We start from the raw sequence: 24,028 nt of genomic DNA on the forward strand, positions 1-24,028 counted from the left end.
TTCTTAGACTTTATCGCGCTGCCGCAACTCGCGGGCATCCTGATAGGCGTACCACTGGGTCATCGCGAGCGCCCCATGCGGGGCAAGACGGCGGAACGGCACGGCTTCGAACGGCAGATCGTCAAAGGCCGTGTCGCGATCGGGCTGGCGCAGGATCTTGCGCGCCAGTTTCATCCCGAAATAGAGACTGCGAGTCACGCCCGATCCACAATACCCGCCCGCGACCCAGACCCCGTCATGATGGCCGATATGGGGGCTGTGATCGGTCGTATAGGCGACATACCCGGCCCAGAAATGGCTGAAGCTGACCGAGGCGAGCTGCGGAAACACGCGCAGCATCGCCTTGCGAAATGCCGCCATGCGCGACGCCTCAGACGCGCCGGGCACCCCCATACGACCTCCGAAAATGAATCGTTTTCGATCCGGGGTCGGACGATACCACATGAACACGCGCCCCGATTCACCATGCATCCGGTTCAGCGGCGTCAGCTCGGCCATGACGTCGGCGCTCAGTTCTTCGGTCGCCACCGCAGCTGTTTCGATCGGCACCATGCGGCTCGACATGACCTGTGTACGCTTGTCGGCATAGGCGTTTGTCGCCACGACAATTTCGGTCGCGTGGATCACGCCCCGGGCGCACTTCACGTTCAGCCCGGTCGCGTCGTTGTCCCAACCGGAAACGGCGCATTCGGGGAGGATCGTCGCCCCGGCCTCTTGCGCGACCCGCGCCAGTTCCAGCACCAGTTTGCGCGGGTGGATACCGCCGTCACGGTGATAGATCACGCCGCCACGGTAGAAATCGGTCCCGATCTGGGCGCGCTGATCGCTTTGCGGCACCATCTCGGTCGGCAGACCAAGGTTCTTGCCCAGCCAGTCGCACTCCCGCGCCGTCGATTCATAATCCGCCGCTGTCCGCGCCCCGCGGAAACGCCCGACCGGCTGGTAGTCGCAGGCCAGCTTGTTCTCTTTGACGAATGCCTCGAAGTAATCGAGCGCAAGGATACCTTCGCGCATGATCCCGAGTGTCTTCTCATCACCGTATTTCGCAATCAGCCCCGAGGTGCCCAGCTTGTGAAAACTTGGGCCGACCATGCCACCATTGCGCGACGAACAGCCCGCGCCGATACGACCCGCTTCAAGCACGACAACCCTGCGGCCGGATTGCGCAAGGTGAAAAGCGGTCGACAGTCCTGTGTAACCCGCCCCGATCACCACCACGTCAGCATGGCGTGGCAGTTTTGCAGGATGGACCAGCGTTGGTTCCGGCACTTCCTCGTCCCAGTAAATACGCTGATCCGTCATTTTCAGTCCCTCAATGCCCAACTATCCCGATGCCGCGCCGTGGGAAACCGTGCTTCCAGCCCCAGTTCGGCAATCTGCTCTATACTTGCTTCGAACAGGCTGCGCATCACCGGAATGGTATCGGGCTCAAGTGCCACGCGCCGCAGATCGTCTGCCCGACCCTCATAGGCATCAAACAGCGCACGCAAATCCTCGACGGCGGTCTTTTCCGACATGTCCACCCGCAGGTCGAGCGTATCCATCCCCAATTCGCCCGACACGCGCAGCGCGGCCGACCGCAACGGCCCAAGAACCTCGCCACCCGCATCACGCCCGGCTTCGAGACCGCGCATCAGACGTTCGCCCAGCGGCAGCTCCGGGCTGCGCACAAAGGCCTCCGCCATCGCATCGGTCACCTTGTCATTGGCAAGGATATTGCCAAGCGCAAGGCAGTCCTTGTCGATGCTATGGGTATAGATCGAATACATCCGGCGACCGTGATACACCGCCGCCTGCCCCTTGGCATCCAGCGCGCCGATCTGCCGCCATTCGATATTTTCTGACGATACGCTGACCTTGGACACCGTCGCATCAGCCGACTCTCCGGCTTTCAACAACGAGATACCCAGATCGCCAAGACGGCTGTCGGTGCGGTGCTGCGACAGCATCGCCCCCTTGCCGTGGGCAAGCCGCAGACAACGACCGCCTACCGCCAGATCCGACGTCGTGATGACGCCGCCAAAGGCACCGGTCCGCGCACAGCGGCCAACCATTGAAAATGTCACAGCAGATCTCCTCTTTTCTTGCTGTTCTACGCGGGGTCGGTGGCGGGCAGCGGCACACCACGATCCTCGGCGCTGAATCTTTCCCACATCGCGTCCGTCGCCGCCTGCGCTTCGACGATTGCGGTGCGTTCATCGATGGTGGTCAACTGCCCGTCGCGCATCAAGAACCGGCCATCGACCATCGTGTCCGTCACGACACCCGGGTGTCCGTAATGAAGCAGGTTAGACACCGCCGAGAGGCGCGGCATCATCGCCGGGGTCATCAGATTGAATAGCGCAAGATCCGCCTTCATCCCCACCGCAATAGAGCCGATTTGCGGGTGATCCAGCGCCTTGGCGGCGTTGACCGTTGCGTAGTTGAAAACCGTCTGCGGCGACGGCGTAACCGAACGCCCATAGGCCCCACGGTGCAGCGTCATCGCCATCTTCATCGCGTGAAACATATCCTCGGTCATGTTGTCCGTGCCCAGCACGATTTTGACACCATGGTCGAGGATCGACCGCATCGGCAGCGGGTGCGGCCCTTTGGCCGACATCGACGCCGGACAATGTCCGAGCCACGTGCCCGTCTCGGCCAGTCGCGCCACATCGGAGTCATTGCAGAAAGTCCAATGCACCGCGATCAGATCGTCGCCGAGAAAATCGTTCTGATCCAGATACTCGGTCGAGGTGCAGCCATGCAGTTTCTCGACCTGCTCCTTTTCGCTGATGATCTGGCTAAGATGCACCGTGCGGCGCAGCCCGTGTTCGCGTGCGAGTTTCTTCAACTCACCCAGCATCCAAGGACTGCAATTGTCCGGCCCGTGGGCTGCTATCATGACGCGCACCCGGTCGTCCTCGGCCCCGTGGAACTCGTCGATCAAGGCACGGGTCCGGGTCAGGAATGTTTCGCCGAACTCGCGATCAAAGCGATAAGTGCCCGCGCCAACCTCGGTCGTCACCGCATCGGCGCAGCTTTCCGCCAGCCAGAGCCGTACGCCCGAGTCGATCATCGTCGGGGCGTAATCGGCAACGTGACGCAACGGATCAACCATGGTCGTGGTCCCCGACCGGATCGCCTCGGCGCACGCCAACTTCGCAATGGCCGCCCGTTCCTGCGGTTCCAGCAGGTAAGAGGCCGGCACCATGTATTGGTAGACCAGGTTGCCCTCGATATCCTCGACCGTACCTTTGAGCACCAGCAGAACCGAATGGGTATGCGAATTGATCAGGCCCGGCGACACCAGCTTGTCCGAGGCATCTACCACCTCGAAAGACTCGAAATCGCTGCCGTTCAGCGCCTCGGGGATCGCGACGATCTTTTTGCCTTCGACCGCTATATGCCCCGCGCGCACTTCGGGCATCCCGCTTTCATGGCTTATATAGCGGGGATTCTTGAAGAGATACTTGCTCATGACGTCCGCCGCAGCGCCGTGATCGCCGTTATCAACAGGGTCAGCAAAACCAGCAGGGTTGCAACCGCCGCGATGGTCGGGTCGATATTGTCCTGAATGCCTTCCCAGATCTTCTTGGGCAGCGTCGTCACCCGGCGCACGGTGATGAACAGCACACCGACAATCTCGTCAAAGCTGACGATGAAAGCAAAGATGAACCCGGTCAGAATACCCGGCTTGGCCGCAGGCACGACCACCGCCATTACTGTTTGCCAGACCGAGGCACCAAGACTCCGCGCCGCTCGCGGAATATTCCGATCAAGGTTGACCAGCGCTGCAAAGACCGAGATCGACACATAGGGCAGCGCCAAAAGCGTGTGCGCAAGGATGACGCCAAAGCTCGTGTCGATCAGCCCAAGATGCACCCAGAACCGATAGAACCCAAGCGACTGCACCACCGGCGGCACCAGTATCGGCGTGATCAAAACCCACCGCGCAATGGCCGAGGCACGATCCGAAAGGAACCAGCAACCGATGGCAAAGGCGGTGCCCAACACGGCAGCACAGGTCGCCACGACCAGACCGATCCAGATGCTCGACCACGTTGCGTGCAACCATTCGGTATCGCTGAAATAATTGACGTAGTGCTGCATCGACAGATGCTCTTTCGGCAGGCCGATATAGCTTGTGTCGGTCAGGGACACCGGAATGACGACCAGCAGCGGCAGCACCAAAAAGGCAAGGATCAGCCAGGCGCCGGTCTGAAAAAAGATGCGAAACGCGGATACCGGCATCATTTACGCTCCAGCAGGGCAGACCGCAGATTGATAAAGCGGGATGCAATCAAAAGAACAAGGGCGGTCGCTATCAGCAAGCCGACGGACAGGGCCGAGCCAAGACCCCAGTTCAGGAACTCCTGGATCTGGTAGGTGATGTATTCCGAGATCATCAGAACACGCCCGCCACCAAGCAGCGCAGGCGTCACGTAGAACCCCAGAGACAGCACGAACACAAGCAGCGCGCCGGACATCACACCGGGAATAGTCTGCGGAAAGTAGACGTTCCAGAACGCCGTCCATTCACTGGCTCCAAGCCCGCGCGCCGCCTTGACATACGCGTCGGAAATGCCGCGCATATTTGTCATCATCGGTAGGATCGCAAAGGGCAGCATGACGTGGATCATCGCGATCAGAACGCCGAATTCATTATGCATGAGCCGCAGCGGAGACTCGATGATCCCGGCATCGCGCAGTGTGTCATTCACAAGGCCTGAACGGCCCAGCAGAACGATCCAGCTGAACGACCGGATCAGAACCGATACCCAGAACGGCAGGATGACAAGCGCCAGCATAAGCGGCGTGAACTTGTTGGCAAAGTTGCTGATAGAATAGGCCACGATATAGCCCAGCAGCAGGCAACCGACGGTGGTGATCGCGGCGACCCGGAAAGTCAGCACGAAACTGGTTTTGACCGCGCTGGATTCGGCCATTTTGACAAAATTGTCGACTCCGGTCGTCGGCTCGGTAAAGGCGATCTCCCAGATGCCCAGAACCGGCAGGATGTAAAAGACGATCATGATCGTCAGGGCAGGCGCCACCAGCATCCAGTAGCTGACTTTTTCGTTGAGACGACCCATGCAAGCTCCGGCAGTCGAAATTCGGAAAAAACGGGGCCATCGGCATCGCACGACAGCCCCGCAGGGGAGGGATCAGTTAATCAGAGCGTCCACATACATCTCTTCCGCAGCGATCTGGTGCTTGGCATACCATTCATCGTTGTAGAGGATCTGCGTTGCGAGGTTTTCGGGGCTGGTCGGGTTCCACTTTTCCAGCTCGGCAGGCACCATCGACGCAGCCGCAGGATTGATCGGACCAGAGCCGAGCAGTTCCAGCCATTTCACCTGAAGTTCGGGCTTCTGGGCGTGGGCGATGAATTTCATCACTTCTTCGGTGCCGGCCGGGTTGTCTTTCGGAACCACCCAGATGCCCGGTGCCATCACGCCGCCATTGAATGTGACCTGAAAGCTGCCTTCATCCATCTGGTCTTTCAGCAGGTGCGCGCGGGTCGACCAGATGTTGCCGATGGCAACTTCTTCCTGCAGGAACAGGTTCTGGCTGTCGCTGCCCGAGCCCCAGACGATAATGTTTTCACGCAACTCGCGGAACTTGGCGATGGCAGCGGCAATGCCGTCCTCCGTGTCCAGCACGGCATAGACCTCTTCCGGCGCGATACCCTGCGCCATGGTCGCGCTTTCAAGCATACCACGCACCGATTTGCGGAAGGTCCGCATACCGGGGAAATCCTTGGTGTTCCAGACATCTGCCCAGTTCTGCGGAACGTTTCCGCCCAGCATCTTGGGGTTCGTCGCAAGAACGTAGGAATAGATGTAGTTGCCGACACCGTTGTTATAGGCCGTCCCTTCCAGAACTTTCGACTTGTCGACGATGGAATAGTCGATGGGCTGCGTGACGCCCTGCTGTTCCAGAATGATCGCCGAACCTGCGCCACTGTCGCAAAGGTCCCAGACCACTGCGCCGCTTTCGACCATGGCGCGGATCTTGCCCGCCGACGGGCCGGAACCGTCGATGACGACCGGAATACCGGTTTCGGCCGTATAGGTCTCGGCCAGAACTTCCTCGAGCACGTCCTTGGCGGTACCGCCCCAGTTCACGACGACGATCTCTTTCGCCTGCGCAGAAACCTTGCTGCCCAGCGCGGGCAGAATACCAAGCGCACCCATCGCAGCGATGAAGCCACGGCGGGTCAGACGGCCCTGCTTGTAACGTTCGACGGCAATATCCGCGATGTCGCGTTTTGCCTCGAAATCGGTTGTGTCAGTCATGTCACTTCTCCTTGTTGGATCGTAATGCTTATTGATTTCAGGCCCTTGTCACCGGGCCCTTGCCGTTAAAACGTTACTCGGGTGCCAGCAGCACACAGGCGTCCTTGTCCCAGCCAATACTGACAGGCAGATCGGGCTTTGGCGTTATGCCGGTTTTCCACGTCGCGCAGGACAAAAGCAGTTCACCTAGCGAGTCATGGGTCACGATGACCTGGCAACGCTCGCCAAGATAGCTGACCTGTTTGACCTTGGCCGACAGGAACTCTTCGCCCGGTTCCGCCAACCGCAGCCGTTCGGGGCGCAGGGCAACCTTGGTCTTGGTGCCAACCTCAAGCGGAGCATCGGTTTCGACCTCGAACTTGGCCCCATCGGCGGCACAGCTCAACACGTCGCCTTCTCGGCCAGTCACCGTTACGTCGATGAAATTCGATTTGCCAAGGAAGTCAGCCACAAAGGCGTTCCGAGGCTTGTTATACAAATCTCCCGGCGCGCCTTCCTGCTGTATCTTGCCGTCCTTCAGAATGACAATCCGGTCCGACATGGACAGCGCTTCTTCTTGATCGTGGGTCACGTAGATAAAGGTCACGCCCAGCCGGTCGTGCAACGCCTTGAGCTCCCATTGCAGATCGGCGCGCAGCTTCTTGTCGAGCGCCGAAAGCGGTTCGTCCAGCAACAGGACCTGCGGATGAAACGACAGCGCCCGCGCCAGCGCGACCCGCTGCTGCTGTCCGCCGGAAAGCTGAATCGGCAACCGGTCGGCAAAATCGCCCATCTGAACAAGGTCGAGACATTCCGCTACGCGATCGGCAATTTCCTTGGCCGGTTTCTTGCGCACTTTCAGCGGAAAGGCCACGTTTTCAGCCACGGTCATCGTCGGAAACAAAGCATAGCCCTGAAAAACCATGCCAAAATCGCGCGCTTCCGGCGGTTGCTTGGTGATGTCCTTGGAGCGAAGGCTGATCGACCCTTCGTCAAGCCTGATGAAACCCGCAATCGCGCTCAGAAGCGTAGTTTTGCCCGACCCCGAAGGCCCAAGTAGCGTGAGGAATTCGCCATCCGCCACATCCAGCGTCACATCGTCAAGCGCATGCACGCTCCCGTACCGTTTGATCCCCTGACGAATGGAAAGGATAGGAGTGCTCATGCTGTTCTTATGTTCCACGCTTGAGTGAGAGGCCGCTTGCTGTGGGCCGGTATCGCTACGTCAGGGGAGCATGAAGAGCTAAAACAATGAAATTAAAAAACGCCCTCTATAAATAATTTCAGATTATACGCTCTCGGCCTTCCGTGCGATATTCTCCGCGCCATCCTTCAGAAACTCGGCCAGAAACTGTTGGAACTGAACCGAAAGATGCGAGGTCGGAAACAGGTTCGACGTCACAGCGTGCATGTTGAGATGCAGCACCGGTTGCGTTGGCTTTATGGCGATTCCGCTGATATCCGGCCCGATCAGGGCGAAACTGTCTACCAGCGCAACGCCCAGCCCGTTACGTACCATTTCAAGCGCCGTCGCCGTGTGCCGCACCTCGCAGAAGTAGCGCCGCTCAAGCCCCTGCTGCGAAAACACCGTATCAATGGCCTGCCCCAGGGGAGTGCTCGCTGCATAAGAAATGTGCGGTACGTGGTTCAGGTCGGTCACCTTGATCTGGTCCGACAGCGCCATTTCGTGATTCTCCGGGCAAACACACATCAGCCGTCCCTCCCCCACTTCGCGCACGGAAAGCGCCGAGTGGCGCGGCCGCGTCACCGAAAGCGCGAGATCTGCTCGACCGCTCACCAGCCGCCGGATGATCTCATCGACGCTGCCCAATTCAATGGAAAGCTGAAGTTTTGGGCGGGTCCGCATGAACTCTGCCAAGACCAGCGGCAGAATCCCGTGGCCGATCGAGGGCGAAGCAACAATATTCAAGCGCCCGATTGTGCCACCGCGCAATTCTTCGATGATATTAGCAACACGCTTTTGCTGCATGAACAAATGCTGTGCCTCCTGCGCGATATGAAGCGCTTCGCGCGTCGGCACCAGCCGCCCGTGCTCCCTTTGAAACAAAGGGAAACCTACAAGATCCTCGGTATGGCGGATCATGTTGCTTATCGCGGGTTGGCTCACATTCAGCAATTCCGCCGCCCGCGCGGTCGTGCCAACTTCGATGACGGTAGAAAGAACCTCAAGCTGGCGGGCGTTAATCATGAATATAACTTTTCATTATTCGATAGGGGTACAAATTTATTTCACACTGATATGCCCCCTGTCTACACCGGAAATACACAGGCAGAGGAGACACGGATGAGCCGGAAAGAAGTCTATGCGGTTGCGCAAATGGGACCAGTTCATCTGGCGGACACCAAGGCACAGGTCATCGCGCGGCTGATCGACATGCTGCGTCAGGCCCATGCCCGCGGCGCGCGGTGGGTCACCTTTCCCGAGCTGGCGCTGACGACCTTTTTCCCTCGCTACATCTACGACACGCCCGATGAATACGACGTGTTCTTCGAAGAAGGTCTGCCCTCTCCGGCGATGAAACCGCTGTTCGAAGAGGCCGAAAAGCTAGGCGTCGGTTTCTATCTCGGCTATGCGGAAAAGATCACCGAAGGCGGCGGAACGCATCGTTACAACACCTCCGTGCTCGTCGCGCCCGATGGCCAAATCCTTGGCAAATACCGCAAGATCCACCTGCCCGGTACTAAGGACCCCATCGGCGATCTGGAATTCGAACATCTCGAGAAACGATACTTCGAAGTCGGCGACATGGGTTTCCCGGTGTTCGAGACACCCTCGGGCCGTTTCGGCATGTGCATCTGCAACGACCGTCGCTGGCCGGAAACCTTCCGTGTCATGGCCCTGCGCGGGGCCGAGGTGTTCATGCTGGGCTACAACACACCGACCCGCAATATTCACCACCCCGAACCGGCGCATCTGCGCGAATTCCACCACCGTCTCAGCCTTGAATCCGCGGCTTATCAGAACGCCGCATGGGTCATGGCCGCCGCGAAATGCGGCTCGGAAGACGGATTCGCGATGATCGGCGGCTCAGCCATTGTCTCTCCCACCGGCGAGGTCGTGGCCAGGGCCTCGACCGAAGATGACGAAGTCATCACCTACGACTGTGATCTCGACCTCGGCGCCTATATCCGCCGTTCGGTCTTTGATTTCGCCCGACACCGCCGCATCGAGCATTACGGGCCTATCACCGCGCAAACCGGCATCGAGCTCGACAAATGACTTTCTCTCTCGCGGGTAGATGCGCGGAAACCGGCGACATCGGCTTTGCCGTGACCACGTCATCTGTCTGCGTCGGGGCCCGCGTTGGTGCCGTGACCGATGGTTGCGTCGTCTTCTCGCAGGCTCGCACCGATCCGCGGCTGCACGCGATCGGGATCGAAGCATGGAAACTATCGGAAGACCCCGAAACCACTCTTTTCGCCATGCAAGACGCCGCAACCGCTCTCCACTGGCGGCAACTCGGCGTTTTTCCAGCACAAGGCAAACCGCTGCATTTCACTGGCGAAAGCTGCCTTGACCATTGCGGCGGGCTAATCGGCACTGATTGCCTCGCGCTTGGTAATTTTCTGGGCAGCGATCAGGTCCTTCCCGAAACGATCCGGGGTTTCGAAACCGCGACCGGCTCTCTCGCCCTTCGCCTCATCGCCGGTCTGAAGGCAGGTGAGAATGCCGGAAGCGAGCGCGATCCCCTTCAATCGGCATCTGTCGTGGTTCTGGGCGGCAATGATCTGAAGGATGTCGATCTTCGAATCGACTCTTCGGACGATCCGATTTCCGATCTCGCGGCCCTGCTCGTGGACTGGCTGCCAAAGGCGCCAGCTTATCGCCTCCGCGCCCTTGATCCGGACGCGGCACCGTCATCAAGCTCCGTCGAACATTCCAAAGAGTGAATTCGCCGGGCAAGCCTCGCCTATCCGGCACTCTGACCCCTGATAATCGCTGAAACAGGCTCTATTCTGCGGCGATCGTCCGTACTTCGCTTGGACGGTAGTTGAGGATCGGTGCCAGCCAGCGTTCCACTTCCTCGATATCCATCCCCTTCCGGGCGGCATAATCCTCGACCTGATCCCGTTCGACCTTGGCCACGCCAAAGTAATAGGCGTCGGGATGGCCGATATAGATACCCGAAACCGAAGATCCCGGCCACATCGCCATGCTCTCGGTCAGTTCAACACCCGTTGCCTCTTCGGTCTGCAGCAGATCGAAAAGCGTCCGTTTCTCGGTGTGATCCGGCTGTGCGGGATAGCCCGGCGCGGGACGGATACCGTCATAGGGCTCGCCAATCAGCTCCTCCGGCGCATAGGTCTCGCCATTGGCATAGCCCCAATAGTAGCGACGTACCCGCTGATGCAGCATCTCAGCCATTGCCTCGGCAAACCGGTCCGCCAGCGCCTTGACCATGATGGCCGAGTAATCGTCGCCCTTCTTTTCGAACTCTTTCGCAATTGCGATCTCTTCGGGCCCGGCCGTCACGGTAAACCCGCCAACCCAGTCCTCGACGCCCTCAGGGGCCACAAAATCGGCGAGAGCAAGGTTTGGGCTGTCCCGGCGCTTGCTGGTCTGCTGGCGCAGCGTGTGGAATGTGGCGAGCCGTTCCTTTCGCTCGGCATCCTTGAAAAGCCGGATGTCATCTCCGTCCCGGTTCGCAGGCCAAAAGCCGACCACAGCGCGCGGACCAAACCAGCTTTCGCCGATGATCCTTTGCAGCATCGCTTGCGCGTCCTTGAGCAGCCCTCGCGCGGCCTCACCGTATTTCTCGTCGTCGAGAATACGCGGATAAACGCCTTTCAGCTCCCAAGTCTGAAAGAACGGCGTCCAGTCGATATATTGCGCTATTTCGGCCAGATCCCAGTCGTCGATCACCTTCGACCCGATAAAGGAGGGTGCCGCCACCTTGTACTCCGTCCAGTCGATCTGCATCGCATTGGCACGGGCCTTTTCAATCGGCAGGCGCGATTTAGCCCGCTCGGCGCGTTCGTGCCGTTCCGCGACCTCGGAATATTCCTCGCGGATGCCCTGGATATAAGGCTCGCGCGCTGTCTTGCTCAGCAGGGACGACACCACCCCGACCGCACGACTGGCATCGGTCACGTAAATCGCCTGATTCCGCGTGTACTGCGGCGCGATCTTTACAGCTGTATGCACTTTTGATGTGGTCGCCCCGCCGATCAGCAGCGGGATATCGAACCCTTCGCGCTCAAGCTCGTTCGCCATATGCACCATTTCATCCAGCGACGGCGTGATCAGACCTGACAGGCCGATCACATCCACATCATGCGCTTTCGCTTCCTCAAGGATCTTCTGCGGCGGAACCATCACGCCCAGATCGATGATTTCGTAATTGTTGCAGGCCAGCACGACGCCGACGATATTCTTGCCGATATCATGCACGTCGCCTTTCACGGTGGCCATCAGGACGGTTCCGGCAGTGTCTTTGCCCCCGCCGCCATTCAGACGTTTTTCTTCTTCCATATAAGGCAAGAGAACGGCGACCGCCTGTTTCATCACGCGCGCCGACTTGACCACCTGCGGCAGAAACATCTTGCCCTCACCGAACAGGTCACCGACAACATTCATGCCCGCCATCAGCGGTCCTTCGATCACCTCGAGCGGCTTATCCGCAGCCAAACGTGCGGCCTCGGTATCTTCGTCGACGAATTCCGTGATTCCATTGACCAGTGCATGTTCCAGCCGCTTTTCGACAGGCCATTCGCGCCATGCGAGATCGCGTTTCTTTTCTTCGCGCTTGTCGCCGCGGAATCGCTCGGCGATCTCCAGCAGGTTCTCCGTCGCGTTCCCGCCGTTGGCCGGTTCGCGGTTCAGCACCACATCCTCGCAGGCCTCGCGAAGATCCGCGTCGATCTGGTCGTAAACCGCAAGCTGCCCAGCGTTCACGATGCCCATATCCATACCCGCCTTGATGGCATGATAGAGGAACACCGCGTGCATCGCTTCACGGACGGGTTCATTGCCGCGGAAGCTGAACGACAGGTTCGAAACCCCGCCCGAGATGTGACAGTGCGGCAGATTCTCGCGAATCCAGCGGGTGGCCTCGATGAAATCGACACCATAATTGTCGTGCTCTTCAATCCCCGTCGCCACGGCAAAGACGTTCGGGTCAAAAATGATGTCTTCGGGGGGAAAGCCGACCTCCTCGGTCAGAACCTTGTAGGCCCGCGCGCAGATTTCTGTCTTGCGTTCGAACGTGTCCGCCTGACCGTCTTCGTCAAAAGCCATGACTACGACCGCCGCGCCATAGGCCAGACACAGCCCCGCATGATGCAGGAACGCTTCCTCGCCTTCCTTGAGCGAGATCGAATTTACCACCGGCTTACCCTGCACGCATTGCAGGCCGGCCTCGATCACTTCCCACTTGGAGCTGTCGATCATGATCGGCACCCGGGCGATATCAGGCTCTGCAGCGACCAGATTTAGGAATTCGATCATCGCCTGTTTGCTGTCGATCAGACCCTCATCCATGTTGATGTCGATGATCTGGGCGCCGTTCTCAACCTGATCCCGCGCCACGTCGAGCGCGGCCGCATAATCGCGGTTAGTGATCAGTTTTCGAAAACGGGCGGACCCGGTGACATTGGTCCGCTCCCCCACGTTCACGAAAGGGATCTCCTTTGTCAGAACAAAAGGCTCAAGACCGGACAGGCGCAGCAAAGGTTCACGCATCAGCTTTCTCCCCGACCTTGCGCGGCGCATAACCGGCGACATGCGCGGCAATGGCGCGGATATGGTCCGGCGTCGTACCGCAGCACCCCCCGACCACGTTCACCAGCCCCTCTTTTGCAAAGATTTCCACTTTGCCGGCCGTGTCCTCGGCCTCTTCGTCATATTGACCAAAGGCGTTCGGCAGGCCCGCGTTCGGATAGGCGCAGGTAAAGGTTTCAGCCACACCGGCCAGTTCCGTCAGGTGCGGGCGCATGGCATCGGCGCCCAGCGCGCAATTCAGCCCAACGGTAAAGGGCTGCGCATGGCGCACCGAATGCCAGAAGGCCGTGGGCGTCTGCCCCGAAAGTGTCCGACCCGAAGCATCGGTGATCGTGCCAGAAATCATGATTGGCAGTCGCTTGCCGTGTTCGGCAAAGGCTTCGAAGCAGGCGAAAATCGCGGCCTTTGCATTCAGCGTATCAAAGATTGTCTCGATCAGGATCAGGTCCGACCCTCCCGCGATCAGCCCGCGAATTTGCTGACCGTAGGCCTGGCGCAGATCGTCGAAAGTCACCGCACGATAGCCGGGGTCGTTCACATCCGGGCTGATCGATGCCGTTCGGTTGGTTGGGCCGACAGCCCCAGCGACCCAGCGTGGCTTGCCGTCCTTGGCCGTGGCGCGATCCACCGCGCGCCGCGCGATCCGCGCGCCTTCTGCATTGAGATCATGGACCGCGTCTTCCAGCGCATAATCGGCCTGTGCGATGGTCGTCGAGGAAAACGTGTTGGTCTCCACGATATCAGCCCCTGCCATCGCGAAATCGAAATGAATGTCCTCGACTGCCTGTGGCTGCGTCAGGATCAGCAGATCGTTATTGCCCTTCTGCGGGTGATCCGTGTGATAGGCGCAGGCATGCCCACCATGTCCGCGATACGCCTCTTCATCCAGTCCAAGCGACTGGATCTGAGTCCCCATCGCCCCGTCAAGAACAAGAATCCGTTCCTGCGCAGCCCGGATAAGCGCGTCATAGGTTTCGGTTTTCGGCAGGCGAAAGCTGTGCATATCAAACTCGTTTATGGTGAAACTCTGACATAGTGCCCACAGCATCGGTGAGCAAATTCATGTTTGGCGGGATAATCATGAGGTAGCCTCATGTTACACTTCGACGAGGCATGACGAGAGACAACTGCAATCGGGGGAAATCGTTTCGCCTGAAAAGACGGGAATTATGAAACCGGCGGGCAGATCACGAATTCCGCGCCACTTTGCGGAAGGAAATCGTGCATGTCCTCGGGCAAGGGCGCGTCGCAAAAGATAGCCGAGGCTTCTTCGATACGCCCACCTCGCACATGCGCCACGCGGCCGAACTTTGTCGCGTCCAGTACAAGAAACGACCGCCTTGCATGGGTCCGCATCGCCTCGCGTATGCGCACCTCGGCGCCGGAAAAGTCGAGCAGCGTGCCATCCGGATCAATCCCGCCCACTCCAAAAACCGCGATATCGACACGAAAGCCCGCAAACATCTCCTCGGCAGCGACGGAACAAACATCCAGATCGCTGTTGCGTAACTGCCCACCGGCCATGGTCACTTCGAAATCGCCTTGCATCGCCATTGTCAGCGCGATCGACAGATTATTCGTGACGATCTTCAGGTTCCGATGCTGACCCAGATGCTCGGCCACCATCCGTGGAGTCGTACCGATCCCGAAAGACACCGAAGCCCCGTTGGGTATATGTTTCGCCACCGTCGCGGCGATCTGCATCTTGGCTGCGCGGTTCAGCACTTCGCGGTCACGAAAGCTCATGTTGCCGCTGCCCGACCCGGCATGTCCGGCCATCCGGGCAACTCCTCCGTGCAGCCGACGCGCCGCGCCCATCTCGCAAAGCTGATTGATATCGCGCCGAATGGTCTGCGTCGTTACCTCGAACCTCGCCGCCAGCTCTTCGACCGACAGAAAGTCCTGCCCTCGCAAAAGATCGGTGATCTCATTCTGCCTTTGGTTGGGCGCGGAATCGGTCATGTTCATATGAAAGCCACTTATCATTCGCTGGCGCAGATCTAAGCGGCATTTATTGCATCTCCATGACAGGTCATAACTCCGTTGGCCCGAAAGCTCTCTGCAATTAGGCCCTAAAAGCTCAATTGCCCGACTTCTGATGTAAAACCGGTAACCGGTCCTCGTTCAAAACCAGAGAAATGAGTGTTCATATGAATGTCACAAGGCTGTTAAGCGCAGTTCACATCCGCCCCCTAAACCCAAGCTTACGTCCCCAACAGGACGTCACGCATAAGAGGTTTTCATGGCGCACGCAGCCGCAGCCATACCGGGCACGTCCCACGCCGAACCGTTCATCCGTATCGACGGGCTGAACCGCCATTTCGCCGGTGGGGCTGGCGTGCATGACCTGTCTCTCGACATCCCGCGCGGGTCTTTCACCACATTGCTCGGCCCCTCCGGCTGCGGAAAATCCACGACATTGCGCCTTTTGGCCGGGTTAGAGACGCCTGACAGCGGTTCGATCCGGATCGACGGGCGCGATGTGACCACGCTCGCGCCTTCCGAACGCGGCCTCTCCATGGTGTTCCAGTCCTACGCGCTGTTCCCGCATCTGTCGGTGAAAGATAACATCGAATTCGGCCTGCGCGTGCGCCGTGTCCCGGCTGGCGAGCGTCGAGCCCGTCTGAATGAGGCGCTCGACCTAACCGACCTCCGAGGGTTCGAGGCCCGCAAACCTGCGCAACTGTCGGGCGGCCAGCGCCAGCGAGTCGCGCTCGCCCGCGCCGTCGTTGCCGGCCATCCGCTCTGTCTGATGGATGAACCGCTCTCCAATCTCGACGCTAAACTACGCCATTCCGTACGTCAGGACATCCGCCGCCTGCAGCGCCGCCTCGGCATGACTGTCATCTACGTCACCCACGACCAGACCGAAGCGATGTCGATGGCCGACACCGTTGTATTGATGCGCGACGGTCGGATCGAACAGGCCGCCAGCCCGGCGGACATCTATGCGAATCCCACCACTGAATTCGCGGCCACCTTCGTCGGGTCCCCGCCAATCCAGATGATGCCGCCGTTGTCAGGTGAGCAAGCGCCGCGCGTCGGTATCCGGGCCGAGGACCTGCATCTGGTAGAGCCTAAAAAGGGCCTTTTGACCGTCTCTGTAACCTCTACCGAATTCCTTGGTGCCGAAACTTACATCTATGTCCGCGCCACGGAGGGCGATGACATCATCGTACGCGCCCCCGGGCGTGTCGAACCCGCGCCCGGCACTTCCTTCGATCTCGACTGGCAACCCGAAGCCGCACACCGCTTTGACCAGAAAGGCAATCGTCTCGCGCTCCATCGCAAGACGCTCGTCCCCGCAGAATAACCCTTTCACAAACGGAAATGCTCAAGGAGCTCTCATGAAACCGATCCTAAATGCGCTTGCCGCCGCAGGCACGCTTGCCGCCACGGCCCTTCCCGGCTGGGCGGAAACCAAACTCACCATGTATTACCCGGTCGCTGTGGGCGGTGCCCTGACCGAGGTGGTCGATGGGCTGATCGAAGGGTTCGAGGCCGAAAACCCCGATATCAGTGTCGAAGCGATTTATGCCGGCAATTATGACGACACCCGCGTCCGCGCGCTCTCGGCGATCAATTCCGGCGATGCGCCCCAACTTTCGGTCATGTTCTCCATCGACGCGATCGACCTTGTCGACCGTGACCTTATTGTTGCGTTCGACGATGTGGTCGAAAGCGATGAAGACAAGGAATGGCTGAACAGCTTTTACCCCGCGCTGATGCGGAACGGGCAGATCGACGGCAAGACCTACGGCGTGCCGTTCCAGCGCTCAACCATCGTCATGTACTACAACAAGGAACTCTTTGCCGAGGCCGGTCTCGACCCGGAACAGCCCCCCGCAACCTGGGAAGAGCTGGTTGCCGACGCCAAGGCGCTGACCAAGGACGACCAGTGGGGCATCATGATCCCCTCGACCGGTTACCCCTATTGGATGTTCCAGTGCTTTGCGATTCAGAACGACAAGGAGCTGATGAATTCCGCTGGTACAGAGACGTATTTCAACGATCCCGCCGTGGTCGAAGCTCTGGATTTCTGGCGCTCGCTCACCCAGGAAGAAGGCGTCATGCCCGAGGGTGTGATTGAATGGGGCACGCTGCGTCAGGCCTTCCTTCAGGGTCAGACCGCGATGATGTGGCACTCCACCGGCAACCTGACCGCAGTGCGCGACGGGGCCGATTTCGACTTTGGCGTGGCGATGCTGCCCGCACACAAGCGTGCCGGTTCGCCCACCGGCGGCGGCAACTTCTACCTCTTCAAGGACTCCACCCCCGAAGAGCAGGCCGCCTCACTCAAGCTGATACAGTACATGACCGCGCCCGAACGCGCCGCGAAATGGTCGATGGCCACAGGTTACGTCGGCATCAGCCCGGCCGCCTATGAGACCGAGGCGCTGCAGGACTATAGCGCCGATTTCCCCGCAGCCCTCGTCGCCCGCGATCAACTCGAAGTGGCAGTTCCAGAGCTCTCCACTTTTGAAACCGCCCGGGTGCGTGAGGCGCTGAACAACGCGATCCAGGCTGTCCTGACCGGTACCAAGTCGCCGCAGGACGCGCTTGATGAGGCACAATCCACCGCCGAACGTCTGCTGAAGCCCTATCAGTAACGATCGCAGCCGGGCCAAACCGGCCCCGCGTGGCGCCCCCATCGCCACCTGCTGCACAGCGGACGGTCCTTTCACGGGCCGTCCGACCTCATTTACGGAAAGCCGCGATGAAGCCCAGAAGCCAGTCTCTATACGCGTGGATGCTCTTGTTTCCGGCGCTTGTCCTGCTCAGTACATTTGCCTTCTACCCCAGCATCGCCACGCTCTGGTCAAGCCTGTTCACTCGCGGCTCCGCCCGCCGTCCAGCCAAATTCAACGAGCTTGGAAATTACGCCGATCTATTCGCTGATCCGGTTACATGGAAGGTCATCGGCAACAACCTGATCTATGCTGGCGTGACCATTCCCGTATCAATCGCCATCGCCCTGCTGATGGCGCTGTGGGCCGATTCTCGGATGCCCGCGAAAAGCTTTGTACGCACGGCCTATTTCACGCCGACCATGCTGCCGATGATCGCCGCCGCGAACCTCTGGCTGTTCTTCTACACACCCGGGATTGGCCTGTTCGACCGCATCATCGGTGTGTTCGGATTCGATTCGGTCAACTGGCTGGGGCAGCCGGAAACCGCGCTCTGGTCGATCATCCTTGTGACGATCTGGAAAGAATCCGGGTTCTTCATGATCTTCTACCTCGCCGCGCTGCAAACCATCCCGCCCGAGTTGAAAGAGGCCGCGATTATCGAGGGTACCTCGCGCTGGACCTACCTGCGCCGCGTTGTCCTGCCGCTGCTGATGCCCACAACCCTGTTCGTACTGGTCAATGCGCTGATCAATTCTGTCCGGCTGATCGATCACCTGTTCATCCTGACCAAGGGAGGGCCTGACAACGCGACCAAGCTGATCCTCTACTACATCTGGGAGCTCGCCTTTTCCTATCTCGACGCGCCGCACGCTGCCGCGATGACAGTACTGGTGCTGATCGCGCTGGGGATCGTCGCCACGATCCAGTTCCGGCTTATCGACAAAAGGGCGCATTACAGATGAAACTTGGCAATAGTCCCCTTATTAGTCTCGATTCTATTGGTGCCCTGTTCCTTGCGCTCGCCTGGATCTCTCCGCTGCTTTTCGCGATCTGGGCCGCATTTCACGAACCGACACATGCGATTGATTTCGACCTTGCCGCGCCCTGGACGCTCGACAATATCCGGGCGGTCTGGTCGCAGGCGCCGTGGCTGACCTACCTGGCGAATACGATCTTTCTCGTGACGCTTGTCCTCGCCGGGCAATTCCTCCTCTGCACCCTCGCCGGTTTTGCCTTTGCCCGGTTCGAATTTCGCGGGCGCGAGGTGCTCTTCCTCATGGTGCTCCTGCAACTCTTTATCCTGCCCGAGGTGCTGATCGTCGAAAACTATGCAATCGTCTCTAACATTGGACTTTTCGACACCACTTTGGGCATGGCCATGCCGTACATGGCCAGCGCCTTCGGTATTTTCCTCCTGCGTCAGGCTTTCAAAGCCGTACCGCGCGAACTTGAGGACGCCGCACGAGTGGAAGGCGCGACATGGATGGGCGTGCTGCTCAAGGTCTATGTACCCGTCGCACGGCCCACCTACCTTGCCTATGCGCTGGTGTCTGTCGCGACCCACTGGAACAACTTCCTCTGGCCGCTCATCATCACCAATTCGACCGACACCCGCCCGCTGACGATTGGGCTGTCGCTCTTTGGGGCGCCGGAAAGCGGCGTGGACATTTCCATGATCAGCGCCGCGACCTTGATGACCATTGCCCCACTATTACTCGCTTTCCTGATATTTCAGCGCCAATTCCTGCAAGCCTTCATAACCTCGGGCATCAAGTAACTGACGCGCACCGAAAGGGTTGCTGGATCAACCCCCCCTCGCTAGGCTGTAATCACGCAGTTCTGGGGAGGAGCCTGCCGTGACAACGACTCTCGCGCCTGTCGCACCCGTCGATACCGAGATTACAATCGAGCAGCTCACGCTCGATCCCTATTCGATTTTCAAACGCCTGCGGGCCGAAAACCCGGTGCTCAAGATCAAATCGATCAACCGCACCCTGCTGACGCGCGCCGAAGACACCAAATACGTCAAGGAAAACCCGGCGCTGTTCAGTTCGGACGACCCAAGCACCCCGATGGAGCGTGCCTTTCGCGCCCATACGCTCATGCGCAAGGATGCCGAGGAACATCTGACCGAGCGTAACGCAATGGCGCCGACCTTTGCGGGCAAGAACATCAAGGGCTGCTGGGAACCGATCTATACCAGGATCGCCGAGGATTTCGTCGCCTCCCTGCCGCGCGGCGAAACTGTGGACCTTTTCAAACATCTAGCCGCGCCCTATGCCGCCCGCTGCCTGAAACATCTCCTTGGCATCGAAGAAGCGAGCGATGCCGACATGGAGCGATGGAGCCAGACCCTGATCGACGGGGCGGGCAACTTTGGCTACCGGCAGGATCTCTTCGATCTTTGCGATACCGCGAATGATGAAATGGACGCGCTGTTTCACGCCACGATCCCGCGTCACAAGGCCGAACCGAACGCTTCGGCCCTGTCTGTCATGGTAAACGCCGAAGATCCGATTCCGCTCAGCCAGATATTCGCGAATATCAAGATCGCCATCGGCGGGGGCATCAATGAACCGCGCGATGCCCTGCTGACTATTCTCTACGGGCTGATGACCAACCCGGACCAGATGGAAGCCTGCAAGAAAGACGCCCTCTGGGGGCAGGCATTCGAGGAAGGCGTGCGCTGGGTCGCCCCGATCCAGGCCAGTTCGCGTCTTGTGATGGAGGACACGGTGATCCGGGGGTACCATATCCCCAAGGGCGATGTGGTGATGACCTCGCAGGCCTCGGCCTGCCATGACGAGGCGCTCTATGACAAGCCCGAGGAATACAACATTTTCCGTTCCAAAGTCCCGCATCAGGCCTTTGGCAACGGGCCGCATTTCTGTCAGGGCACCCATATTGCACGGCGCATGCTGGCCAATATCATGCTGCCGATGCTGTTTGACCGCTTCCCGGATATGACCCTGCCCGATCCCGGTGCGGTCCAGTTCTACGGGTTCGGTTTCCGCGGGCCGCTGTCGTTACCCGTGACCCTGAATTAGACCCTAATAAAATGAATACCAACAGCGCCGGGACAAACCCGCGCATTTTTCTCGGGAGGAAAACCATGAAGAAACGCACTCTGCTCGGGGCAGCATTTTCAGCTGTTCTGGCGTCGACGCTTTGGCCGGCCGCAACGACCGCCCAAGAGGTGACACTGAAGCTGCATCAGTTCCTGCCGGCACCGGCGACAGTGCCAAAGCTGATCCTGAAACCTTGGGCCGAACGGGTCGAAGAGGCCTCAGACGGGCGCATTAAGATCGACCATTTCGACGCGATGGCGCTTGGCGGCACACCTCCCAGCCTGATGGATCAGGCCATCGACGGGTCAGCCGATCTCATCATGACCGTCGTGGGCTATACGCCGGGCCGTTTCCCCAAGACCGAGGTCTTTGAACTGCCCTTCATGATGACCGACCCGATTGCAACCTCCAAGGCTTTCATGGACCTTGTAGAGACTGATTTGCAGGGAGAAGAATACAAAGACGTCAAGATTCTCGGCGCATGGGTGCATGGTCCCGGCGTCGTGCATTCGCGCAACGGCGTCACGAAGCTCGAGGACATGGAAGGGCTCAAGATGCGCGGTCCGACCCGCGTGATCACCGACATGCTGCGGGAACTGGGCGCAACCCCGGTTGGCATGCCGCTCCCCGCCATCCCCGAGGCACTGTCCAAGGGCGTCATCGACGGCACGGTGATCCCGTGGGAAGTCACCCCCGCGATCAAGCTGTCGGAACTGATCGGTCACGGCACTGAATTCACTAACTCGAAAGAGGCACTTTATACCGCGACTATCGTGCTTGCGATGAACAAGGCCAAGTACGACGCATTGCCCGACGATCTCAAAGCGATCCTCGATGCGGAATCCGGCCAGAAACTGTCCGAATTCGCCGCGCAGGTCATGTATGAACGCGACAACCCGGGCCGTGAACTCGCGCTGTCGAACGGATCCGAGATCATCCAGCTCGACGAGACTGAAATCGCGCGCTGGAAGGAAAAGGCCCAACCGGTGATCGAACGCTGGAAAGAGGAAATGGCGGCGAAAGACATCGACGGCGAAGCGCTGATCGAAAAGGCCCGCGAGCTGATCGAAAAGCACGGCGGCTAGAAACCTCTACAGGGGCGCGAAACAAAAGCGCGCCCCTGTAGCAGCCTCTGATCAGGGGTTTTCGGCAAACCATGCGACGATCTCGGGCATATTGCGCTCGAACCCTCCCGGGATGAAAACGTTGAACAGCCGCGCCGGTACATTGCCAGGATTTCGGAAATCATGGGTTACACCGGCCGGGATCCGGATAAAGCTCCCCTCGTCGTAGCTGCGCCACTCCTCGCCGGTCAGCAACTCGGGCGTGCCTTCCAGCACATAGAATATCTCGTCATTGGCGTCGTGGTGATGTGCACCTACGCCCTCCTGCCCCGGCGCCATCCGCCACTCCGAGACTGAATAGCCAGCGCCGGTCTCGGCTTCATCCTCTTTGAACAGCGCCGTCAGCTTACCCATCTCATAGCGCCGCCCTTCATCGCGCCCAAGCGCGATCACCGCTTTGCGCGCCGTCTTTTCCGAAGCATCATCCATCACACGCCCCTGTTTTGCTGCCGTTCAACGCTACGACAAGCTTCCTGACCCGCAAACAGATTTATGCCACCTGTCGCGTCTTCCCGCCGGAGCGAACGGCCCTCGCCGCGCGCGCCCGTTGAGTTTGCGCCGAAAAAGACCTATCTCGGCGGAGACAGCCGCTCAAGCGGCACTTGCAAGGAACGACCCGCGTGGCAAATCACCTCTATCAGAACGACCTGCCCGACGGGCTGACCCTTGGCCCCATCGTCGCAATCGACTGCGAAACCATGGGGCTCAACCCGCATCGCGACCGGCTTTGCGTGATCCAGATGTCCGACGGAGACGGCAATTCCCACATCGTGCAGGTCGCCAAAGGCCAGACCGAGGCGCCTAATCTCTGCAAGATGCTCACCGACCCGAACACGCTGAAACTCTTTCATTTCGGGCGTTTCGATATCGCCGCCATGTATCACGCCTTTGGCGCCTTGGCCGCGCCGGTCTATTGCACAAAGATCGCCAGCCGCCTTATCCGCACCTATACGGATCGTCACGGGCTCAAGAACCTCACGCAGGAACTGATCGGCGTCGATATCTCCAAGCAGCAACAGATGAGCGACTGGGGCGCGGAAAAGCTGACCGATGCGCAGCTTGAATATGCCGCTTCGGACGTTCTGTACCTGCATCAGCTCAAGGAAAAGCTCGACGAGCGGCTCGCCCGCGAAGGCCGCACCGAGCTTGCGCAGAGCTGTTTCGATTTCCTGCCCACGCGGTCGCTGCTCGATCTTGAAGGCTGGCCCGAAATCGACATCTTCGCCCACTCATGACTGAGTCGGAATCATTCCTCGCCACGGCGCGCCAGGTCATCACGGACGAGGCCCGCGCGCTCGACGTGCTGGCCGGACAGCTTGATCAGGGTTTCGTCGACACACTGCGCCTGATGCTGGATGCCACCGGCCGCATCATCGTCAGCGGCATCGGGAAATCCGGTCATATCGGGCGCAAGATCGCCGCGACGCTGGCAAGCACCGGCACGCCCGCGCATTTCGTCCACCCGGCCGAAGCGAGCCACGGCGATCTCGGCATGGTTTCCAAGGGCGATGTCGTGCTGGCGATCTCGAACTCTGGCGAAGCGCCGGAACTTGCCAACCTTGTCGCCTATACCCGCCGGTTCGGGATTCCGCTGATCGGGCTTTCCAGTAAGCCGGAAAGTTCGCTCATGATGCAAGCGGATGCACACCTGCTGATTCCGTCGATGGGCGAGGCCTGTGGGTTCGGCATCGTACCGTCGATCTCGACTACGCTGACGCTTGCAATGGGCGACGCCCTGGCCATCGCCCTTATGAAATACCGCGATTTCCAGGCTGAGAATTTCCGCGACTTTCACCCAGGGGGCAAACTGGGGGCGCAGCTTACCAAGGTACGCGATCTCATGCATGCAGCAGAGGAACTGCCGCTGGTCACGCCGCAGACGCCGATGCGGGACACAATCGCCGAAATCGGGCGCAAGTCCTTTGGCATGGTCGGCGTCGTCGAAGGTGGCAATCTTGTCGGCATCATCACCGATGGTGACCTGCGCCGTCAGCTCGACGGGCTGATGACCCGCACCGCCGGGGACGTGATGACCCGAAACCCGCAAACAGTCCGACCCGATGCGCTTGCCGAAGAAGGTGCCGCCGTCATGAACAAGCGCGGCATCACCTGTCTTTTCGTGACGGAACATGACGCGCCTGCCCCGGCCCTCGGCCTGCTGCATATTCACGACTGCCTACGCGCCGGTCTCGGCTAAGGGGAG

Annotated in this window: 22 protein-coding genes; 10 read left to right on the forward strand and 12 right to left on the reverse strand. The window is 59.5% G+C overall.

Annotated features, from left to right (window positions below; genetic code table 11):
* Positions 1-3: 3 nt before the first annotated feature.
* From MF268_RS17030 to MF268_RS17065, 8 genes are all read right to left on the reverse strand, one after another.
* The gene (locus MF268_RS17030) at positions 4-1,302 is read right to left on the reverse strand and encodes an NAD(P)/FAD-dependent oxidoreductase (protein WP_238372068.1); all 1,299 of its coding nucleotides are present in this window, start codon (positions 1,300-1,302) and stop codon (positions 4-6) included.
* A 2-nt stretch (positions 1,303-1,304) separates the two neighbouring features.
* A complete protein-coding gene (locus tag MF268_RS17035) occupies positions 1,305-2,066 on the reverse strand; it encodes a DUF1028 domain-containing protein (protein WP_238372069.1) in 762 nt (253 codons plus the stop codon).
* Positions 2,067-2,092: 26 nt separating this feature from the next.
* Positions 2,093-3,460 (reverse strand): amidohydrolase family protein, encoded by a 1,368-nt coding sequence (locus tag MF268_RS17040; RefSeq protein ID WP_238372070.1) that lies wholly within the window; start codon positions 3,458-3,460, stop codon positions 2,093-2,095.
* A complete protein-coding gene (locus MF268_RS17045; RefSeq protein WP_238372071.1) occupies positions 3,457-4,236 on the reverse strand; it encodes an ABC transporter permease in 780 nt (259 codons plus the stop codon). Before MF268_RS17045 ends, MF268_RS17040 begins: the two co-directional genes overlap by 4 nt.
* Positions 4,233-5,075 carry an ABC transporter permease gene (locus MF268_RS17050; RefSeq protein ID WP_238372072.1) on the reverse strand — a complete coding sequence of 281 codons (843 nt, stop codon included), beginning with the start codon at positions 5,073-5,075 and terminating at the stop codon, positions 4,233-4,235. The genes MF268_RS17045 and MF268_RS17050 overlap by 4 nt, the downstream gene beginning before the upstream one ends.
* Positions 5,076-5,147: 72 nt before the next feature.
* Positions 5,148-6,281: an ABC transporter substrate-binding protein gene (locus tag MF268_RS17055; protein ID WP_238372073.1), complete on the reverse strand. Its 1,134-nt coding sequence runs from the start codon at positions 6,279-6,281 to the stop codon at positions 5,148-5,150.
* Between the two features lie 73 nt (positions 6,282-6,354).
* On the reverse strand, positions 6,355-7,425 hold the full coding sequence (locus MF268_RS17060) for an ABC transporter ATP-binding protein (protein WP_238372074.1): 1,071 nt from the start codon (positions 7,423-7,425) through the stop codon (positions 6,355-6,357).
* 123 nt (positions 7,426-7,548) lie between these two features.
* Positions 7,549-8,469, reverse strand: coding sequence for a LysR substrate-binding domain-containing protein (locus tag MF268_RS17065; protein WP_238372075.1), 921 nt, complete (start codon positions 8,467-8,469; stop codon positions 7,549-7,551).
* 96 nt (positions 8,470-8,565) lie between these two features.
* On the opposite strand from MF268_RS17065, the gene MF268_RS17070 reads away from it, so the two are divergent.
* Both MF268_RS17070 and MF268_RS17075 read left to right on the forward strand, forming a co-directional pair.
* Positions 8,566-9,501: an N-carbamoyl-D-amino-acid hydrolase gene (locus MF268_RS17070; protein WP_238372076.1), complete on the forward strand. Its 936-nt coding sequence runs from the start codon at positions 8,566-8,568 to the stop codon at positions 9,499-9,501.
* Positions 9,498-10,172 carry a DUF1028 domain-containing protein gene (locus MF268_RS17075; protein WP_238372077.1) on the forward strand — a complete coding sequence of 225 codons (675 nt, stop codon included), beginning with the start codon at positions 9,498-9,500 and terminating at the stop codon, positions 10,170-10,172. Before MF268_RS17070 ends, MF268_RS17075 begins: the two co-directional genes overlap by 4 nt.
* A gap of 61 nt (positions 10,173-10,233) precedes the next feature.
* Here MF268_RS17075 and metH read toward each other — a convergent pair whose 3' ends face one another.
* From metH to MF268_RS17090, 3 genes are all read right to left on the reverse strand, one after another.
* Positions 10,234-12,963 (reverse strand): methionine synthase, encoded by a 2,730-nt coding sequence (gene metH / locus MF268_RS17080; RefSeq protein ID WP_238372078.1) that lies wholly within the window; start codon positions 12,961-12,963, stop codon positions 10,234-10,236.
* Positions 12,956-14,005: a homocysteine S-methyltransferase family protein gene (locus tag MF268_RS17085; RefSeq protein ID WP_238372079.1), complete on the reverse strand. Its 1,050-nt coding sequence runs from the start codon at positions 14,003-14,005 to the stop codon at positions 12,956-12,958. Before MF268_RS17085 ends, metH begins: the two co-directional genes overlap by 8 nt.
* Positions 14,006-14,169: 164 nt before the next feature.
* Positions 14,170-14,970, reverse strand: coding sequence for a DeoR/GlpR family DNA-binding transcription regulator (locus MF268_RS17090; RefSeq protein ID WP_238372080.1), 801 nt, complete (start codon positions 14,968-14,970; stop codon positions 14,170-14,172).
* A gap of 274 nt (positions 14,971-15,244) precedes the next feature.
* On the opposite strand from MF268_RS17090, the gene MF268_RS17095 reads away from it, so the two are divergent.
* The 6 genes from MF268_RS17095 to MF268_RS17120 all read left to right on the forward strand — a co-directional run bounded on the left by MF268_RS17095 (position 15,245) and on the right by MF268_RS17120 (position 21,786).
* On the forward strand, positions 15,245-16,315 hold the full coding sequence (locus MF268_RS17095) for an ABC transporter ATP-binding protein (protein ID WP_238372081.1): 1,071 nt from the start codon (positions 15,245-15,247) through the stop codon (positions 16,313-16,315).
* 34 nt (positions 16,316-16,349) lie between these two features.
* Positions 16,350-17,612 (forward strand): ABC transporter substrate-binding protein, encoded by a 1,263-nt coding sequence (locus tag MF268_RS17100; protein ID WP_238372082.1) that lies wholly within the window; start codon positions 16,350-16,352, stop codon positions 17,610-17,612.
* Between the two features lie 107 nt (positions 17,613-17,719).
* Entirely contained in the window at positions 17,720-18,595 is an 876-nt protein-coding gene (locus tag MF268_RS17105) for a carbohydrate ABC transporter permease (protein ID WP_238372083.1), read from the forward strand.
* On the forward strand, positions 18,592-19,410 hold the full coding sequence (locus MF268_RS17110) for a carbohydrate ABC transporter permease (protein ID WP_238372084.1): 819 nt from the start codon (positions 18,592-18,594) through the stop codon (positions 19,408-19,410). The genes MF268_RS17105 and MF268_RS17110 overlap by 4 nt, the downstream gene beginning before the upstream one ends.
* A gap of 79 nt (positions 19,411-19,489) precedes the next feature.
* Entirely contained in the window at positions 19,490-20,680 is a 1,191-nt protein-coding gene (locus tag MF268_RS17115) for a cytochrome P450 (RefSeq protein ID WP_238372085.1), read from the forward strand.
* Positions 20,681-20,745: 65 nt separating this feature from the next.
* The gene (locus MF268_RS17120; RefSeq protein WP_238372086.1) at positions 20,746-21,786 is read left to right on the forward strand and encodes a TRAP transporter substrate-binding protein; all 1,041 of its coding nucleotides are present in this window, start codon (positions 20,746-20,748) and stop codon (positions 21,784-21,786) included.
* A 51-nt stretch (positions 21,787-21,837) separates the two neighbouring features.
* Here the strand turns inward: MF268_RS17120 and MF268_RS17125 are convergent, their stop codons facing one another.
* On the reverse strand, positions 21,838-22,254 hold the full coding sequence (locus MF268_RS17125; RefSeq protein WP_238372087.1) for a cupin domain-containing protein: 417 nt from the start codon (positions 22,252-22,254) through the stop codon (positions 21,838-21,840).
* 191 nt (positions 22,255-22,445) lie between these two features.
* Here MF268_RS17125 and MF268_RS17130 point away from each other — a divergent pair, with 191 nt between their 5' ends.
* Positions 22,446-23,060 (forward strand): ribonuclease D, encoded by a 615-nt coding sequence (locus MF268_RS17130; RefSeq protein ID WP_238372088.1) that lies wholly within the window; start codon positions 22,446-22,448, stop codon positions 23,058-23,060.
* Positions 23,061-23,173: 113 nt separating this feature from the next.
* Positions 23,174-24,022, forward strand: a complete 849-nt coding sequence (locus tag MF268_RS17135) for a KpsF/GutQ family sugar-phosphate isomerase (protein ID WP_420485444.1) — start codon at positions 23,174-23,176, stop codon at positions 24,020-24,022.
* Positions 24,023-24,028 lie beyond the last annotated feature (6 nt).

Origin of the sequence: Heliomarina baculiformis (assembly GCF_019966545.1) — a bacterium.
GTDB classification, from domain to species: Bacteria; Pseudomonadota; Alphaproteobacteria; order Rhodobacterales; family Rhodobacteraceae; genus Heliomarina; species Heliomarina baculiformis.